18 protein-coding genes are annotated in these 16,918 nt (G+C 63.9%); 9 read left to right on the top strand and 9 right to left on the bottom strand.

All coding sequences use genetic code 11. The features are described from left to right. Nucleotides 1–85: 85 nt before the first annotated feature. From RFM40_RS15265 to RFM40_RS15250, 4 genes are read left to right on the top strand one after another with little or no spacing between them, the layout of a single operon-like run. Nucleotides 86–841 (top strand): molybdopterin-synthase adenylyltransferase MoeB, encoded by a 756-nt coding sequence (locus tag RFM40_RS15265; protein ID WP_320227368.1) that lies wholly within the window; start codon nt 86–88, stop codon nt 839–841. 4 nt (nt 842–845) lie between these two features. Continuing rightward, a complete protein-coding gene (locus RFM40_RS15260) occupies nt 846–1,334 on the top strand; it encodes a GNAT family N-acetyltransferase (protein ID WP_320227369.1) in 489 nt (162 codons plus the stop codon). Beyond that, nucleotides 1,331–2,584, top strand: coding sequence for an aconitase X catalytic domain-containing protein (locus RFM40_RS15255; protein WP_320227370.1), 1,254 nt, complete (start codon nt 1,331–1,333; stop codon nt 2,582–2,584). The genes RFM40_RS15260 and RFM40_RS15255 overlap by 4 nt, the downstream gene beginning before the upstream one ends. After that, the gene (locus RFM40_RS15250; protein WP_320227371.1) at nt 2,581–2,988 is read left to right on the top strand and encodes an aconitase X swivel domain-containing protein; all 408 of its coding nucleotides are present in this window, start codon (nt 2,581–2,583) and stop codon (nt 2,986–2,988) included. Before RFM40_RS15255 ends, RFM40_RS15250 begins: the two co-directional genes overlap by 4 nt. A gap of 15 nt (nt 2,989–3,003) precedes the next feature. Here the strand turns inward: RFM40_RS15250 and RFM40_RS15245 are convergent, their stop codons facing one another. Further along, nucleotides 3,004–4,005, bottom strand: a complete 1,002-nt coding sequence (locus RFM40_RS15245; protein ID WP_126096320.1) for a 2-hydroxyacid dehydrogenase — start codon at nt 4,003–4,005, stop codon at nt 3,004–3,006. 169 nt (nt 4,006–4,174) lie between these two features. Here RFM40_RS15245 and RFM40_RS15240 point away from each other — a divergent pair, with 169 nt between their 5' ends. After that, nucleotides 4,175–4,732, top strand: a complete 558-nt coding sequence (locus RFM40_RS15240) for an SH3 domain-containing protein (RefSeq protein ID WP_320277756.1) — start codon at nt 4,175–4,177, stop codon at nt 4,730–4,732. A gap of 59 nt (nt 4,733–4,791) precedes the next feature. Here the strand turns inward: RFM40_RS15240 and RFM40_RS15235 are convergent, their stop codons facing one another. Together RFM40_RS15235 and irrA are read right to left on the bottom strand one after the other, a co-directional pair. Beyond that, a complete protein-coding gene (locus RFM40_RS15235) occupies nt 4,792–5,151 on the bottom strand; it encodes a DUF4260 domain-containing protein (protein ID WP_320227456.1) in 360 nt (119 codons plus the stop codon). A 10-nt stretch (nt 5,152–5,161) separates the two neighbouring features. After that, nucleotides 5,162–5,593 carry an iron response transcriptional regulator IrrA gene (gene irrA / locus RFM40_RS15230; protein ID WP_320227374.1) on the bottom strand — a complete coding sequence of 144 codons (432 nt, stop codon included), beginning with the start codon at nt 5,591–5,593 and terminating at the stop codon, nt 5,162–5,164. A gap of 246 nt (nt 5,594–5,839) precedes the next feature. On the opposite strand from irrA, the gene fabA reads away from it, so the two are divergent. The 4 genes from fabA (at nt 5,840) to RFM40_RS15210 (ending at nt 10,185) form a co-directional block, all read left to right on the top strand. Next, nucleotides 5,840–6,355, top strand: coding sequence for a 3-hydroxyacyl-[acyl-carrier-protein] dehydratase FabA (fabA, locus tag RFM40_RS15225; RefSeq protein ID WP_320227375.1), 516 nt, complete (start codon nt 5,840–5,842; stop codon nt 6,353–6,355). Between the two features lie 127 nt (nt 6,356–6,482). Further along, on the top strand, nt 6,483–7,703 hold the full coding sequence (fabB, locus tag RFM40_RS15220) for a beta-ketoacyl-ACP synthase I (RefSeq protein WP_320227376.1): 1,221 nt from the start codon (nt 6,483–6,485) through the stop codon (nt 7,701–7,703). A 12-nt stretch (nt 7,704–7,715) separates the two neighbouring features. Next, on the top strand, nt 7,716–8,528 hold the full coding sequence (fabI, locus tag RFM40_RS15215; RefSeq protein ID WP_126096324.1) for an enoyl-ACP reductase FabI: 813 nt from the start codon (nt 7,716–7,718) through the stop codon (nt 8,526–8,528). Nucleotides 8,529–8,631: 103 nt separating this feature from the next. Continuing rightward, nucleotides 8,632–10,185, top strand: coding sequence for a putative bifunctional diguanylate cyclase/phosphodiesterase (locus RFM40_RS15210; protein ID WP_320227377.1), 1,554 nt, complete (start codon nt 8,632–8,634; stop codon nt 10,183–10,185). A 5-nt stretch (nt 10,186–10,190) separates the two neighbouring features. On the opposite strand, the gene RFM40_RS15205 is transcribed toward RFM40_RS15210, so the two are convergent. The 6 genes from RFM40_RS15205 to rbfA form a co-directional block, all read right to left on the bottom strand. Continuing rightward, nucleotides 10,191–11,198, bottom strand: a complete 1,008-nt coding sequence (locus tag RFM40_RS15205; protein WP_320227378.1) for a class I SAM-dependent methyltransferase — start codon at nt 11,196–11,198, stop codon at nt 10,191–10,193. Nucleotides 11,199–11,269: 71 nt separating this feature from the next. Next, complete coding sequence (pnp, locus tag RFM40_RS15200) at nt 11,270–13,420, bottom strand: polyribonucleotide nucleotidyltransferase (protein WP_320227379.1); 2,151 nt, start codon at nt 13,418–13,420, stop codon at nt 11,270–11,272. 368 nt (nt 13,421–13,788) lie between these two features. Beyond that, entirely contained in the window at nt 13,789–14,058 is a 270-nt protein-coding gene (gene rpsO / locus RFM40_RS15195) for a 30S ribosomal protein S15 (RefSeq protein WP_027165894.1), read from the bottom strand. 191 nt (nt 14,059–14,249) lie between these two features. Then, complete coding sequence (gene corA / locus RFM40_RS15190; protein ID WP_320277755.1) at nt 14,250–15,344, bottom strand: magnesium/cobalt transporter CorA; 1,095 nt, start codon at nt 15,342–15,344, stop codon at nt 14,250–14,252. A 164-nt stretch (nt 15,345–15,508) separates the two neighbouring features. Beyond that, the gene (gene truB, locus RFM40_RS15185) at nt 15,509–16,468 is read right to left on the bottom strand and encodes a tRNA pseudouridine(55) synthase TruB (protein WP_320227381.1); all 960 of its coding nucleotides are present in this window, start codon (nt 16,466–16,468) and stop codon (nt 15,509–15,511) included. Continuing rightward, nucleotides 16,469–16,891 (bottom strand): 30S ribosome-binding factor RbfA, encoded by a 423-nt coding sequence (gene rbfA, locus RFM40_RS15180; protein ID WP_320227382.1) that lies wholly within the window; start codon nt 16,889–16,891, stop codon nt 16,469–16,471. Nucleotides 16,892–16,918 lie beyond the last annotated feature (27 nt).

The following is a 16,918-nucleotide window of genomic DNA, read 5'->3' as shown; positions in this document are numbered from 1 at the left end:
TCGCCTTGCCCGTACATGCGCTGCGGGACAAGGCTTCGCCTCGCCCGTACATGACAAGGCTTTGCACCAGCTATAAGGTCCGGCCATGACCAATGCCGCCCTCACCGACGAAGAGCTCGAACGCTATGCCCGCCACATCGTGCTGCCGGAAATCGGCGGCCCCGGCCAGCAGAAGCTGAAGCGGGCGCGGGTGCTGGTGATCGGCGCCGGCGGGCTGGGCGCACCGGTGCTCGAATATCTTGCCGCGGCAGGTGTCGGCACGCTCGGCATCGTCGACGACGATGATGTCTCGCTGTCCAACCTGCAGCGGCAGGTGATCCATGGCAGCGACACCATCGGCATGGCGAAGACCGACAGCGCTTCGGCGGCAATCATGCGCATCAACCCCAATGTCAGGGTGGAACTGCATCGCCTCAGGCTGACGGCTGAAAACGCCCCCGCCCTTGTCGCTCGCTACGACGTCGTCGTCGACGGCTCCGACAATTTCGAGACACGCTATGCGCTGGCCGATGCGTGCGCCCTGGAAAAGAGGCCTCTGGTCACCGCCGCCGTCGGCCGTTTCGACGGCTCGGTGACGGTGCTGAAGCCGTACGAAACGGGCGCCGACGGCAAGCGCAATCCAAGCTACCGCGACCTGTTCCCGGAAGCGCCACCCGAAGGGCTGGTGCCATCCTGCGCCGTCGCCGGCATCGTCGGCGCGCTGACGGGCGTTATCGGCACGCTCGAAGCGATGGAGGCGATCAAGCTGATTGCCGGGATCGGCGAGCCGCTGGTCGGCCGGCTGTTGCTTTATGACGGGCTCACCGCCCGTTTCGACACCGTCCGCTACAAGGCGGTCTGAGCGCATGGACCAGCCGGCCGCTCTCCTTGTCAGCGATCTTCCGCCGGACTTCGCACGGTGGGACGAATTGCTGGCGCTGATCCTGCGCGCCTTCGCCTATATGGACGGCGTCATCGACCCGCCATCCTCGGCGCGTCTGCTGACGTCGGAGAGCCTCAAGAGCAAGGCGAGGCACGAGACTGCATTCCTGGCGGTGGAGAATGGTCGGATTGTCGGCTGCGTCTTCGCGCTGGAGCGGGCGAAAGATTTCTATGTCGGCAAGCTAGCCGTCGAGCCCAGCCTTCAGGGGCGAGGCATCGGCGGGCGGCTGATGCAGGCCGTGGAGGATTTTGCCCGCCGGCGCGGCAAGCATGCGATCGAGCTGCAGACGCGGATCGAGCTCGCCGCAAATCACGCGGCCTTTGCTCGTCTCGGCTTTCGCGAGACCGCGCGCACGGCGCATGAGGGCTACGACCAGCCAACCTCGATCACCATGCGAAAGGCGTTGTCTTGAGCCTCGCGCTCAGCCCCGAACAACAGGCAATCGCCGCCGGCAAGGACGGCGCGGGGATGGCGATGCGCATCGTCGCCGAAAGCGCCCGCCTGCTTGGCGCCCCGCGACTGATCCCGATCGCTTCGGCGCATATCGACGGCGCGCTGTATCACGGCGATTCCGGCACTTTGTTCGCCGAGCGGTTGGTCGAGGACGGCGCCAGGGTGGCGGTGCGCTCGACGCTCAATGTCGGAGCGCTCGACCTGATGGGCTGCTCGCGCATTCGGCTGGAAGAGCCGCAGCGCGGCATGGCGCGGCGGATGATGGAGGCCTATCGCAGGCTCGGCTGCGAGCAGAGCTGGACCTGCGCGCCCTATCAGGCCGGGCACAGGCCCGCACAGGGCAGCGATGTCGCCTGGGGCGAGTCCAATGCCGTGGTGTTCTGCAATTCGGTGCTGGGCGCCCGCACCAACCGCTACGGCGACTTCCTCGACATTGCCTGCGCCATAACCGGCCAAGCGCCCGACTATGGCCTGCATCGCCCGGAGAACCGCAGAGCGCGGCTGATGTTCGACGTCTCCGATCTTCCTCCTTCCTTCCTCGCGTCTGAGATCGCCTGGCCGGTGCTGGGCAGCCTCTACGGCCGCGAGGTCGGCAATGCGGTCGGCGTCGTCTCGGGCATCGCCAATCACCCCGGTGAGGATGCGCTGAAGGCCTTCGGCGCAGCGGCTGCGTCGTCCGGCGCGGTCGGGCTCTTCCATATTGCCGGCGTGACGCCGGAGGCTCCCGACGCCGAAATCATTCTGGCCGGGCCGGAACCGGAGGCGGTGATCCACGTCACGCCGCAGATGGTGGCGAAAGCTCGCGCCGGCTTGTCGACCGCCGCAGCGACCAAGGCGATCGACGCGGTGGCGATCGGCAGTCCGCATCTGTCAGACGCCGAGTTTAGCACGCTGGAGCGGCTGATCTCCGGAAGACGGCTTGCCGTGCCGATCTATGCCTGCACCGGCCGCCACGTGCTGGCCTCGCTCGAGCAGGACGGCAGACGAAAGGCGCTCGAAACAAGCGGGGTCGTCATCGTCGCCGATACCTGCGTGGTGGTGACGCCGATCATGCCGGATCTGGACGGCGGCGTGCTGATGACCAATTCGGGCAAGTTCGCGCATTACGCGCCGGGCAACACCGGTTACGGGGTGCTCTATGCCTCGCTCGCCGATTGCGTCGAAAGCGCAGTAACCGGCAGGGCGACATTCAGGGATATCGCCGCATGAGCGCCGCCGAAATCCTGGTGCCGGGCAAGGCGGGCGAAGGCGAAGCGCTGGTGCTGACGGCGCCTATCAGCTTCTGGGGCGGCGTCGACCCCAAGACCGGCCGCATCGCCGACGTCCGCCACCCGCAGAATGGCGAGGTGATTTCCGGCCGCGTGCTGTTCCTGCCGGGCACGATCGGCTCATCGTCGGCTTCGGCGGTGCTGATGGAGCTGGTCCACAACGGCCGTGCGCCGGCCGCGCTGGTGCTACACGAGCCTGACGCCATCCTGCTGCTCGGACTGATCGTCGCCCGGGAAATGGGCTGGGAAACGCCGATGGCCGTTCGGCTCGGACGTGGCCTGTTCGAGACCTATCGCGGAAGCGCCGTCAAAGTCGATGGCGACGGCGTCGTTACCGTCGCCTGAACACCCGAGGTATTCTCAGGTCCTGAGCGGCAGCACGCGGTCCGGCGGGCGGTGGCCGTCGAAGAAGGCGCGGATGTTGATGATCACCTTCTCGCCCATGTCGATGCGGCCTTCGAGCGTGGCCGAGCCCATATGCGGCAAAAGAACGACCTTGCCCCTGGCGGCGAGCTTCAAAAGCTTGCTGTTCAGCGCCGGCTCGTGCTCGTAGACGTCGAGGCCGGCGCCGGCGATCTTGCCGTCATGGATGAGCTTGACCAGCGATTCCTCGTCGATGATGTCGCCGCGCGCGGTGTTGACGATGTAGGCTGAAGGCTGCATCAGCGCCAGCCGCCGGGCGGACAAGAGATGGAAGGTCGCCGGCGTCGACGGGCAGTTGACCGAGATGATATCCATGCGGGCCAGCATCTGGTCGAGGCTCTCCCAGTAGGTCGCTTCCAGCTCGTCCTCGACCGCGGGCAGCACACGATGGCGATTGTGGTAGTGGATCGACAGGCCGAACGCCTTGGCGCGTCTCGCAACCGCCGTGCCGATGCGACCCATGCCGACGATGCCGAGGCGTTTGCCCCAGATGCGGCGACCGAGCATCCAGGTCGGCGACCAGCCGGCCCATTTCTTCTCGCCGGTGAGCACGTTGGCACCTTCAGCGAGCCTGCGAGGCACGGCAAGCATCAGCGCCATGGTCATGTCGGCGGTGTCTTCGGTGAGCACATTCGGCGTATTGGTGACAGTGATGCCTTTCTTGGCCGCCGCGGCGACGTCGATCTTGTCGACGCCGTTGCCGAAATTGGCGATCAGCTTCAGGTTCTCGCCCGCCTGGGCGATCAGCGCGGCATCGATGTGGTCGGTGATGGTCGGGACCAGCACGTCGGCTTCCTTGACGGCCGCGACCAGTTCCGGCTGGGTCATCGGCCGGTCCTCGACATTGAGGCGCGCGTCGAACAGCTCGCGCATGCGGGTTTCGACCGGATCGGGCAGCTTGCGCGTGATGACGACGAGGGGCCGTTTTTTGCCTGCCATTGTATCCCCGAAGCTTCCTCGAAACCGATCTCGTTGAGACCTCTTTAACCAAGACCGGCGAAACTTGTAGCCGATCGCGGCACCAGCCCACTCCTGTAACAAGCGGTGCCGCCGAAGACAAAGAAAAAGGGGCGCTCATCCCGACGGACCGGCGCCGAAAGGAACGAAAGTGTCTGGTTTCGCGTCGCTTCGCCTGGCTTTCAGCGCAGCCGTTCTCGGCGCCATGCTTTGCGTGCCGCAGGCATCCGCGCAAAGTGCCGCCGCCCCTGCGCAAACGGTGACTCTAGGGCCGAGCGGCCTGCCGCTGCCGCGCTTCGTCAGCCTTAAGCCGCCGCGCGTCAACTCGCGCGTCGGCCCGGGCGCCAACTATTCCGTCAACTGGATGTACATGAAGGCCGGGTTGCCGATGGAAGTCATCCAGGAATTCGACACCTGGCGCCGCGTGCGCGATGCCGACGGCTCCGAGGGCTGGATCAACCAGTCGCTGCTCTCGGGCCGCCGCACGGCGATCGTTGCGCCCTGGCAGCGCGGCAAGGGCGGGCGAATCAATCTGCTCGACGAGCCCAACAAGGACGCCAACGTCGTCGCCATCATCGAGCCGGGGGTGATAGGCTCGATCAAGAAATGCGACGGTCAATGGTGCGAGATGACCTTTGACGGCCATACCGGCTGGATGGCCCAGTCGCAGGTTTGGGGTGCCTATCCTGGCGAAAAGGTCAAGAACTGACTATTTTGTCTTGACCATGATCTTGTCCGAAAACCGGTCCCGCTTTTCGGGATCATGGTCTAGCGCCCGATGCGACCGAGATGCGTATCCTGAAAACCGGTGGATAGTTTCAGGCCATAGCCCAGGGCGCGGTCGATGGCGATGTGCGCGACCCAGATCAGCGCCACGGCTGACGTGACCGGACCGGAAAACAGGACGCCGACGAGCGCAAGGACGAGCGGGACGATCAGGATGTGCAGGGCGTTATAGGCAATCGCACCGATCCGCGGGCCTGCGAGGTATCCCAGCATCGACAGGTCAGGCGCCAGGATGAGCAGCGCAAACAGCCACCAGGAGACACCGGTCATTTTGTAGAAGACGATGGCCGCCACGGCAGCCGCGACCCATTCAAGCCGGATCGCGAGATCCACAGGTCTCATCATGGGCGGATCAATCGCGGCGCTTCGGGCGCAGCCTCACCACGATGTCGACATTGGCGATCTCCATGCCTTCCGGAGGGTCCGGCAGGTTGGAGACGCTCACCGGGCCGCTCGCGATATCGAAGATCCGGTTCTCGCCCTCGACATAGAAATGATGGTGATCGGAGGTGTTGGTGTCGAAATAGGTCTTGGACCCCTCAACCGAGAGGATGCGCAGCAGGCCGGCCTGGGTGAATTGGTGCAGCGCGTTGTAGACGGTCGCCAGCGAAACCGGCACGCCGGCGGCAATCGCCTCTTCATGCAGCTCCTCGGCCGAGAGGTGACGATCGCCCTTGGCGAAAAGCAGATCGGCCAGCGCAATGCGTTGACGCGTCGGCCTCAGGCCGGCTTCGCGAACCCGCTTGTCCACAGCGACATTTTCCTTCCGGCAGCCCGAATCCATCTATCCCGTCAAAGCTCGTGGCCCAGCCCCATAGACAGGCCCAGAATGGCAAAAAGACGTCATTGCCAAAAACTGGACACCTCTCGACATATATTCTGTCGCCCAAATGCGATCAATAGCGCGCATTGACCCAGGCAGACGCACGGGTTAAGCGCAAACGCCGGTTTCCGGCCGCAAACAGAGTGTGTTAGGAAACCAACGACCGAGGGCGCCCTGCCGCCCGGAACGGAAACGGGGACGGAGTTAATGGCGGGTCAAAAGTCCAGCTACGATTACGAGGAACTGCTTGCCTGCGCCCGCGGCGAGCTGTTCGGACCGGGAAACGCCCAGCTGCCCTACCCGCCGATGCTGATGTTCGACCGCATCACCGAGATCAGCGAGACCGGCGGCGCCTTCGACAAGGGTTTCATCCGCGCCGAATTCGACATCAAGCCGGATCTTTGGTTCTTCGCCTGCCATTTCATCGGCAATCCGATCATGCCGGGCTGCCTCGGCCTCGACGCCATGTGGCAATTGACCGGCTTCTATCTCGGCTGGCTCGGCGAGCCGGGCAAGGGCATGGCGCTGTCGACCGGCGAGGTGAAGTTCAAGGGCATGGTGACGCCGTCGGTCAAGAAGGTCGAATACGGCGTCGACTTCAAGCGCGTGATGCGCGGACGCCTCGTGCTCGGCATCGCCGATGGCTGGCTCAAGGCGGATGGCGAACCCATATACGCGGCAACGGATCTGAAGGTCGGCCTGTCCAAGCAGTCGGCTTCCTGATCGCCACCGCCACGGGGCCTCGCGTGTCCGACGGATGCGCAAGGACGCCGCGGCAGTTTATTTTGCGTATGATCGAAGGCGAAAACCGACTAGGTTTTCCGCCAAAGTACGCCGGAAGGAGTTGCGAATGAGACGTGTCGTAGTGACAGGCCTCGGCATTGTGTCGTCGATCGGCAACAACGCCAACGAGGTGCAGTCCTCGCTTTACGATGCCAAGTCCGGCATCAGCTTTTCCAATTCTTTTGCCGAGCACGGCTTCCGCTGCCAGGTGTGGGGCGCGCCGACGCTCGACCCCTCGGCGATGATCGACCGCCGCGCCATGCGCTTCCTAAGCCAAGGTGCCGCCTGGAACCACGTCGCCATGGACCAGGCGATCGCGGACGCCGGCTTAAGCGAAAGCGACATCACCAATGAGCGGACCGGCATCGTCATGGGCTCCGGCGGACCGTCGACCAGGACCATCGTCGAAGCCGCCGAAACCACGCTCAAGAACGGCAGCCCGAAGCGCATCGGCCCGTTCGCGGTGCCGAAGGCGATGTCGTCGACCGCTTCGGCCACTTTAGCCACCTGGTTCAAGATCCATGGCGTCAACTACTCGATCTCGTCGGCCTGTTCGACCTCGGCGCATTGCATCGGCAATGCCTACGAGCTGATCCAGTGGGGCAAGCAGGACATGATGTTCGCCGGCGGCCACGAGGATCTCGACTGGACGATGTCGGACCTGTTCGACGCCATGGGCGCCATGTCGTCGAAGTTCAACGACAAAGCATCGACCGCTTCGCGCGCGTATGACGTCAACCGCGACGGCTTCGTCATCGCCGGCGGCGCGGGCGTGCTGGTGCTGGAAGAGCTGGAGCACGCCAAGGCGCGCGGCGCCAAGATCTATGCCGAGGTCATCGGCTATGGCGCCACCTCCGACGGCTACGACATGGTTGCCCCTTCGGGAGAAGGCGCGGTGCGCTGCATGCGGCAGGCGCTTGCCACGGTTACGACGCCCGTCGACTACATCAACACGCACGGCACCTCGACGCCGGTCGGCGATTCCAAGGAGATGGGCGCCATCCGCGAGGTGTTCGGCGACAAGATACCCTTCATCACCTCGACCAAGTCGCTGACCGGCCATTCGCTCGGCGCCGCCGGGGTCCAGGAATCGATCTACTCGATCCTGATGATGCAGGGCGGCTTCGTCGGCGAGAGCGCCCATATCGAGGAGCTCGATCCGGAATTCGAGGGTATGCCGATCGTGCGCAAGCGCATCCACAACGCCAAGATCGACACCGTCCTGTCCAATTCCTTCGGTTTCGGTGGCACCAACGCAACGCTGATTTTCCAGCGCTATTCCGCATAAGGATTGCCTTTTATGGAAGGGTTGATGAAGGGCAAGCGCGGGCTTGTCATGGGAGTCGCCAACGATCATTCGATCGCCTGGGGCATCGCCAAGAAACTGTCCGAACACGGTGCGGAACTTGCCTTCACCTACCAGGGCGACGCGTTCGGGAGGCGCGTCAAGCCGCTTGCCGAAAAGCTCGGCGCCTCGCTGGTCGTGCCTTGCGACGTCGAGGACAGCGCCTCGGTCACCGCCACTTTCGAGACGCTCGGCAAGGCCTGGGACGGGCTGGATTTCGTCGTCCACGCCATCGGCTTTTCCGACAAGAACGAGCTCAAGGGCCTCTACGCCGACACCAGCCGCGACAACTTCGTTCGCACCATGGTGATCTCCTGCTATTCCTTCACCGAGGTCGCCCGCAACGCCGCCGCGCTGATGACCAGGGGCGGCTCGATGATCACGCTGACCTATGCCGGGTCGGTGCGGGTCATGCCGAACTACAACGTCATGGGCGTCGCCAAGGCCGGGCTCGAGGCAAGCGTGCGCTATCTCGCCAATGACTACGGCCCGCGCGGCATCCGGGTGAACGGCATCTCGGCGGGACCGGTGCGGACGCTCGCCGGCTCCGGCGTGTCCGACGCGCGCCACATGTTCTCCTATCAGCAGCGCAATTCGCCGCTGCGGCGCACGGTGACCATCGACGAGGTCGGCGGCTCGGCGCTCTACTTACTGTCCGACCTGTCTTCCGGGGTCACCGGCGAGATCCACTATGTCGATTCCGGCTATCACATCGTCTCCATGCCGGCGCTCGAGGAACTGAAACAGAACGGCGGCGACCGCGAATAATTCGCTAACGCAAAAAGTACTTTCCAGTAAAATTGGAGGCATCGGCGGAAACCGATTTTAAGGAGGTATCCGCTAGAAGGTCCTGTAGTGTCAGGGACCTTGCATGTCTGCAGTCAGCAACCCGAAGCGAACACCGCTGTTCCGGCTGATCACCATCGCCAGCTCGGGCATGGGCAGTTTTATCCTCGGGCTCTGGGGGCTGCGCTTCGGTTTCGGTGACGGACTGGCCGGCATGTCTGCCGAGACGATGGCGGCCATCATCGCCGCGCTGTGTGCCCTTTCCGCCGGTGGCGCCGCCATGTCCTTCTTCGCAGGCGTTGATGAATCGGCCGAATATGTCTTCAAGGAAACGCATTTCGACAAGATGACCGGCCTGCTGACGCGCCAGGCGATCGTCGGAAAGGTGGCGGCGGCGGCAGCGGAAACGATAGGGACCGGCGAACCGGTCTATTTGATCGATATCGACATCGACCGCTTCAAGCAGATCAACGACGCCATCGGCTACAGCCATGGCGACGAGCTGATCCGTGCCTTCACCAAAAGGCTGAAGGAGAGCATGCCGGAGGATGTTGTGATCGGGCGGCTCGGCGCCGGCGAATTCGCCGTGCTCTTGCCGGACCGCGAGATCCGGGGGTCTCTCGAACGCTTCCTCGAAATATTCATCAACCGGATGATGGAGCCCTACCAGCTCCAGACGCACCTGCAGTCCGTCAGCATGTCCGTCGGTATCGTGGCGATGCCGAAGGACGGCGTCGATCCGGTGCTCGTCCTTCGCCGCTCGAACCTCGCGCTGCAGAATGCGCGCGCAAGCGGCATCGGCAACTGGTCGGTCTTCCATGCCGATATGGGGCGGGTGGCGGACTACCGGCAATGGATCGAATCCGAGCTGAAAACCGCTTTCGACCGCGGCGACTTCAGCCTCCACTACCAGCCGCAATTCGACATGCCGACCGGCCGCGTGGTCGGTTACGAGGCCTTGATCCGGTGGAAGCACCCGGAACGCGGCATGATCCCGCCGATGGAGTTCATTCCGATCGCCGAGGAAACAGGCATGATCAATCCGATCGGCGAGTGGGTGCTGCGCAAGGCCTGCAGCGACGCGCAGTATCTGCCGCAGGATTGCTTCGTCGCCGTCAACATCTCGCCGGTCCAGTTCATGACCAAGGACTTCGTCGGCATCGTGCGCGAGACGATGGCATCGACCGGCATAAAGCCGTCGCGGCTGGAGCTCGAAGTCACCGAAACGGCGATGATGCAGGACCGCGACCGTGCGGCCGTCATCCTGCGGCAGCTCGCCGATATGGGCATCTCGGTGGCCGTCGACGATTTCGGCACCGGCTACTCCAATCTGAGCTATCTGATCGACTTCTCGTTCGGCAAGCTGAAGATCGATCGCTCCTTCGTCAGCCGCATCGACACCGACTCCAGCTCGGGCGCCGTGGTCTCGACCATCGTCGGACTGTCGCGGGCGCTGGGCGTCGGCATCATCGCCGAAGGCGTCGAGACCGAGAACCAGGCAACGCTGCTGAGAGCCGCCGGCTGCGAGGTGGTGCAGGGCTATCTGTTCGGGCGTCCTGCGCCGCTCAAGATCGAGCTCGGCCAGACGCGACCCACACATACTACGCGCGAGCCAGCACGCCTCGTCAGCCTGCAGTAACCGCCTCAGCGGCGAGCCGAAAACACCTTGAACATGCCGTCGCGCGCGACCTCGACGTGGCTGGAGAACGTGGCCGCCAGCACCTGCTCGTAAGGAAGCTGGCGATTGGCGACCATGACCAGCCGCCCTGCTGGCTTCAGCGACTTCGACGCCGCACGGATCATGTCGGCGCCGATGCCCGGTTCCGCCGCCCGGCCGCTGTGAAACGGCGGGTTCATGATGATTGCGTCATAGCGTCGTTCAACGGCTTCGGCCAACAGATCGGTCCAGAAGAATCGTGGGCCAGGATCAGCATGGACATTGATCCTGGCCGCTTCCAGGGCTTCGAAATCCGCTTCGTAGAGGTCGAGAGCGGAGAGGCCCTTCGAGCGTTCCGCCACCTCTGCCGCCAGATAACCCCAGCCGGCGCAGAAATCGGCGACGTTGCCGCCGAGATTGTCGGGCAGGTGCGCGGCGAGCAACTTGGAGCCGGCGTCGATCCGATCAAACGAAAACATGCCAGGCGCGGTGCGGAAGCGTCCTTGGACGACGAGGTCGGGGTTGGCGGCGCGAAGCGTCCGGGCCGCGTCCATGCCGGCCCGGCGGAACCAGAAGGCGACGCCGTGATGTTTCGGCAGGTGCGCCTCGAGCGACACCAGCGCATCGATGCGCTTGCGCAGGCTGTCGATGCCATCGTCCTTGCCACCGGCGACGACGATCAGCCCTCCCGGCACCACACGCTCGATGGCTTCCGCGATCCGCAGCTCGTTCTGGCCGCGATGCCGGCCGGCCAGCACCAGGGCGGCGTCGAAGCCGGAACCTTCCGCCCGCGGCGCGACTGTGTAGCCGGCCGCCTGCAGGGCGCGAAAATGCGGCCGGAAGCCTTGCACGAGATGCAGCGCGGCGTCGAAGCCGGCAGGCAAACGGAAGCCGGGCTCGGCACCCAGGAACAGCACGTGAGCATCTTTTCGCGGCAAAGGGAGCGCCTCGGCCTCGAAGGGAAAAAACAGCGTTTTCAGCGGCTCTGAGGCCATTCACACAACTCTTCAAACAAAAACGGGCGCGACCTTGCGGCGCGCCCGTCTCGATTATCGGGAAACGTCGATCAGGCGGCGTCTTCCTCGCCTTCCGGCTTCTTCTTCTCCTGAACGATTTCCTTGCCGGTCGCCTGGTCGACGACCTTCATGGACAGGCGGACCTTGCCGCGCTCGTCGAAGCCCATCAGCTTGACCCAAACCTTGTCGCCTTCCTTGACGACGTCGGAGGTCTTGGCGACGCGCTCATTGGCGAGCTGCGAGATGTGGACTAGGCCGTCGCGCGGGCCGAAGAAGTTGACGAAGGCGCCGAAGTCGGCCGTCTTGACGACGGTGCCCTCGTAGATCTCGCCGACTTCCGGCTCGGCGACGATGGTGTGGATCCACTTCTTCGCCGCCTCGATCTCCTTGGCGTTGGCCGAGGCGATCTTGACCGTGCCGTCATCCTCGATGTTGATCTTGGCGCCGGTCTTCTCGACGATCTCGCGGATCACCTTGCCGCCGGAGCCGATGACGTCGCGGATCTTGTCGGTCGGGATGTGCATAACCTCGATGCGCGGCGCGAACTCGCCGAGCTCGGCGCGCGCGCCGGAGATCGCATGCGCCATCTCGCCGAGGATATGCAGGCGGCCGTCCTTGGCCTGGCCGAGCGCGATCCCCATGATCTCCTCGGTGATGCCATCGATCTTGATGTCCATCTGCAGCGAGGTGACGCCGTTGGCGGTGCCGGCGACCTTGAAGTCCATGTCGCCGAGATGGTCCTCGTCGCCGAGGATGTCGGAGAGCACCGCGAAGCGCTCGCCTTCCTTGATCAGGCCCATGGCGATGCCGGCCACCGGCTTGGCGATCGGCACGCCGGCATCCATCAGCGCCAGCGAGGTGCCGCAGACGGTCGCCATCGAGGACGAGCCGTTGGACTCGGTGATCTCCGAGACGACGCGCAGCGTGTAGGGGAACTGATCGGCCGACGGCAGCATCGGGCGGATCGCGCGCCAGGCAAGCTTGCCGTGGCCGATCTCGCGACGGCCCGGCGAGCCCATGCGGCCGGTTTCACCGACCGAATAGGGCGGGAAGTTGTAGTGAAGGAGGAACTTCTCCTTGTACATGCCGGTCAGCGAATCGACATACTGCTCGTCCTCGCCGGTGCCGAGCGTGGCGACGACCAGCGCCTGGGTCTCGCCGCGGGTGAACAGCGCAGAACCATGGGTGCGCGGCAACACGCCGACCTCGGAGACGATCTTGCGAACGGTCTTCAGGTCGCGGCCATCGATGCGCGAGCCGGTGTCGAGGATGTTCCAGCGCACGACCTTGGCCTGGAGCTCCTTGAAGACGCTGCCGATCTGCTCGGAAGAGTATTTGGCTTCCTCGCCTTCGGCCGGCGCGAAGGCTGTCTTGACCTTCGCCTTGACGGCGTCGACGGCGGCGTAGCGCGACTGCTTGTCGGTGATCTTGTATGCCTCGCGCAGCTCGTCGCCGACGATCTTCAGCATCTCGCCTTCGAGCTCGGAATAGTCCGGCGCAGTAAAGTCGCGCGGCTCCTTGGCGGCGACCTCGGCCAGCTTGATGATCGCGTCGATTACCGGCTGGAAGCTCTTGTGGCCGAACACGACGGCGCCGAGCATCACGTCCTCGCTGAGCTCCTTTGCCTCGGATTCGACCATCAGAACTGCGTCGGTAGTGCCGGCGACGACGAGGTCGAGCTTCGATTCCTCCATCTCGTCGATATGCGGATTGAGCACATACTCGCCGTTGATATAGCCGACGCGAGCGCCGCCGATCGGGCCCATGAAGGGCACGCCGGAGAGCGTGAGCGCGGCCGAAGTGGCGACGATCGACAAGATGTCCGGATCGTTTTCAAGATCGTGCTGGACGACGGTGACTACGATCTGGGTGTCGTTCTTGTAGCCGTCGGCGAAGAGCGGGCGGATCGGGCGGTCGATCAGGCGGGAAACCAGCGTTTCCTTCTCGCTCGGACGGCCCTCGCGCTTGAAATAGCCGCCCGGGATCTTGCCGGCGGCATAGGTCTTTTCCTGATAGTTGACGGTGAGCGGAAAGAAGTCGAGGCCGGGCTTCGGCTCCTTCATCGAAACGACGGTGGCGAGAACCACGGTCTCGCCATAGGTGGCGAGCACAGCGCCGTCGGCCTGGCGGGCGATCTTGCCGGTTTCCAGGATGAGCGGACGGCCGCCCCACTCGATTTCCACTTTGTGCTGATTGAACATATCTTGTCCTTCATATGCGGAAAGGGCCACGCCGTCTCAACGGTCGCGGATCATCCCTTCCCTGGCTTCCTTCGGGCAGCCACGGGCAAGACAACGGGAAGCTCGATAGGTCCGGCAATAGCCGAGCGAGCATCCTGCAATCCTGCCCCATGACCGTCCACGGGCGGTTCCGAGTTGCCCTCTGCACTCCCGGAACCGGGTCTGGCCGACCGGTTGGGCCGGCCTTGCGCATGACGCCGAAAACCCTTGTTTCCGGAACGCGCCATGCGCGAATGCAAATTTCGTTTTTCAGCATCGGAACACCGGACCATCCGATGCGCCAATGCGCGACCGGCGGGCCCTCCGCAGAGAGCCCGCCGGTCAATTCGTCAACGGCGCAGACCGAGCTTGTCGATCAGCGTCTGATAGCGCGCGTCGTCCTTGCGCTTGAGGTAATCAAGCAGGCTGCGGCGCTGGGAGACGAGAGCAAGCAGGCCACGGCGGGAATGGTTATCCTTCTTGTGGTCCTTGAAGTGCTCCGTCAGGTTCTTGATGCGCTCGGAAAGGATGGCAACCTGGACTTCCGGAGACCCGGTATCGCCCTTGGCGGTTGCGAATTCGGTCATCAATTCCTTTTTGCGATCGGCAGTAATCGACATCGTGTTTTTCCTTATCTGTTCGAGGAAACGGGACGCCCTCAGCCGGGATGTCGTCCAGCAGGGGCCGGTGCAAGCAACGCGTCAGGGCGCGAAGCTGCGGCGCATATAGTGCAATTTCCGGCAAAACACCAGCCCAATTGTCAAGCCGGCTTGTCGCAGGTCTTGTCGCAAAAACAGAGGGTTGCTTTGGGCTACAGCCACTTCTTCCATTTGAAGAAGGCGACGAGCCCAAAAGCGACGACCAGCATGAACAACAGAGCCGCAGGATAGCCGTAGTAAGACTTCAGCTCCGGCATGTTCCAGGGCGAACTCTCCGGCTCGAAGTTCATGCCCCAGACACCGACGAAGAAAGTGAGCGGCATGAAGATCACCGAGACGATCGTCAGATAGGAAATCACGTCATTCGTGCGCGCCTGGGTCAGCGACAGGTGCATCTCGATCAGGCCGGTCAGCATATCGCGCTGGTTCTCGACCAGCTCGATCAGGCGCAGCGAATGGTCGAGCGTGTCGTTGAAGAATATCTTGGTCTCGGCCTTTACGAAGGGCACATCGTTGCGGATCAGCGTCGCCAGCGCATCGCGCATCGGCCACAGCACGCCCTTCAGCACGTTGGCGTCGCGCCGCAACTCATGCAACTGCCGCATCCGATGCTTGTGCGGCGCGTTCAGCATCTGGTCCTCGATGCCGTCGACTTGTTCGCTCGCCGCCTCGATCGGCGGGAAATAGCTGTCGACGATGGCATCGATCAGCGCGTAGGCCAGATAGTCGGCGCCGCGCGAGCGCAGCCGGTTGGGCATGGCCGCCGCGACGCGCTTGCGCACCGGATCGAACGGGTCGCCCTCACGCTCCTGGAAGGTGACGACGAAGTTCTTGCCGAAAAACACCGCGATCTGCTCGTAGCGATGGGCGGTGACGTCGTCGATCATGCGCATGGCGACGAAGGCATGATCCTCGAAGAAATCCACCTTCGGCCGCTGACCGGTGTTGACGACGTCCTCCAGGGCCAGCCGATGCAGGCTGAAGATCCGCCCGATCTCCTCGATCAGCGGGATGTTGGCAAGCCCCGTACAATCCAGCCAGACGACCGGCCAGCGGTCGCAGTGGGTGTTGAGATCGTCAATACTGGCATTGTCGATGGTCTTGAATTTTTCGGGCGAGATCAGCGTCAGCCGAAGCTCGCTGCGCCGCGCCGCCGGATCGGCGATCAGCGTGCCCGGCGAAGCGCCGACCGGCGGCCGGCGGGTTTTCAGCGGCGCCCTTGTCCTGACGGTATCAGCCTTTGCCATGATTCCTCCGGGCCACGAACTCCCCGGGCGTGCACCCAGACCGAAACTAGAGCAGTTCACCGTTTCACGGAAACGCGCCGAACTGCTCTAACTATTTGTTTCTACGCAATTCCGGACGGAAAACCGTTACACACTTTTCCTGGAATTGCGCTAGCTGAGTGTCGTCAACCGACAAAGACCCGCTTGGGCTTGAACATGCCCTGCTCGATGGCGCCGATGGCGACGAGCTTGCCGCGCGCGGTGGCACAAGCCTCCTCCGCCTCGACCGGCGCGTCGCGGCCGCGAATGATGACCGGATTGCCAAGGCGGATCTTCGTCGCCGCGTCGTCGCTGACCGCGACCTGCGGCAGGCAATCGAGCGCGACAGCGGTGTCGACCAGCAGCGCATCGATGGCGCCGAAATCGACCGGCGCCTCGGCTTCGCCAGCACCTTCATCGGTCTTGTCGCCGAAGCGCGCCGCTTCGAGTTCTGCGACGGTGACAAAATCGCCGGCCGTGAACGGCTCGACCTCGACGCGGCGCAGCTCGGCGATGTGGCCGAAGCAGCCCAAATCGCGGCCCATGTCGCGCGCCAGCGAGCGCACATAGGTGCCCTTGCCGCATTCGACTTCGAAGAGGCTGCGCTCGCCATTGTGCTCGATGAGATCGAGGCGTCCGATCTCGATCTCGCGGGCGGGGATGTCGACCGTCTCGCCGTCGCGGGCGAGGTCGTAGGCGCGTTCGCCGGCGATCTTGATGGCTGAGAATTGCGGCGGCGTCTGCATGATGATGCCGGTGTATTTCGGCAGCAGCGCCCGCACTTCGGCCTCGGCCGGGCGCCGGTCGGAGCTGTTCGTCACCGGGCCTTCGAGGTCGTCGGTCGTGCGTTCCTCGCCCCAGGCGACGGTAAAACGGTAGACCTTGGCGCCATCCTGAACGTAAGGCACGGTCTTGGTTGCCTCGCCGAGCGCGATCGGCAGCATGCCGGAGGCCAGCGGATCGAGCGTGCCGGCATGGCCGGCCTTCTCCGCCTGGAATAGCCATTTGATCTTGGAGACCGCCTCGGTCGAGCCCATGCCGACCGGCTTGTCCAGCACCACCCAGCCGGAAACCGGCCTGCCCTTCTTCTTGCCGCGCCGCGCCACTTATTCCTCGTCCTTGTCGTTGTTGTTGCGGTCATCAGGGCCGAGGTCGCGCGCGACTTCCGGCGACTTCAGCAATTCGTTGATCCTGGCGAAATTGTCGAAGGACGTGTCGAGCCGGAAGCGAAACTCCGGCATGTACTTCATCTGCCTCAGCGCACCGGAGACGCGGCCACGGATGAATTTCGCATGTTTGTTGAGCGCCTCGACCACGACACCGGCGTCACCGGCGCCCAGCGGCGAGACGAAAGCGGTGGCGATCTTGAGATCGGGCGACATGCGCACTTCTGACACCGAGACGACGCTGTTCTCGATCACCGGGTCGATGATCTCGCCGCGCTGCAAGGTCTCGGACAAGGCATGCCGCACCTGCTCGCCGACGCGCAGCATGCGCTGGGAGGGGCCTGATGGTGTCGAACGGGACATTTTCTTCGGTCCTGAAATCGTGAAGCG

The sequence above is a fragment of the Mesorhizobium captivum genome (assembly GCF_033977165.1).
GTDB lineage: Bacteria > Pseudomonadota > Alphaproteobacteria > Rhizobiales > Rhizobiaceae > Mesorhizobium > Mesorhizobium captivum.
The sequence above is the reverse complement of the archived record's forward strand: the minus strand, read 5'-3'. Positions and strand labels throughout refer to the sequence as shown.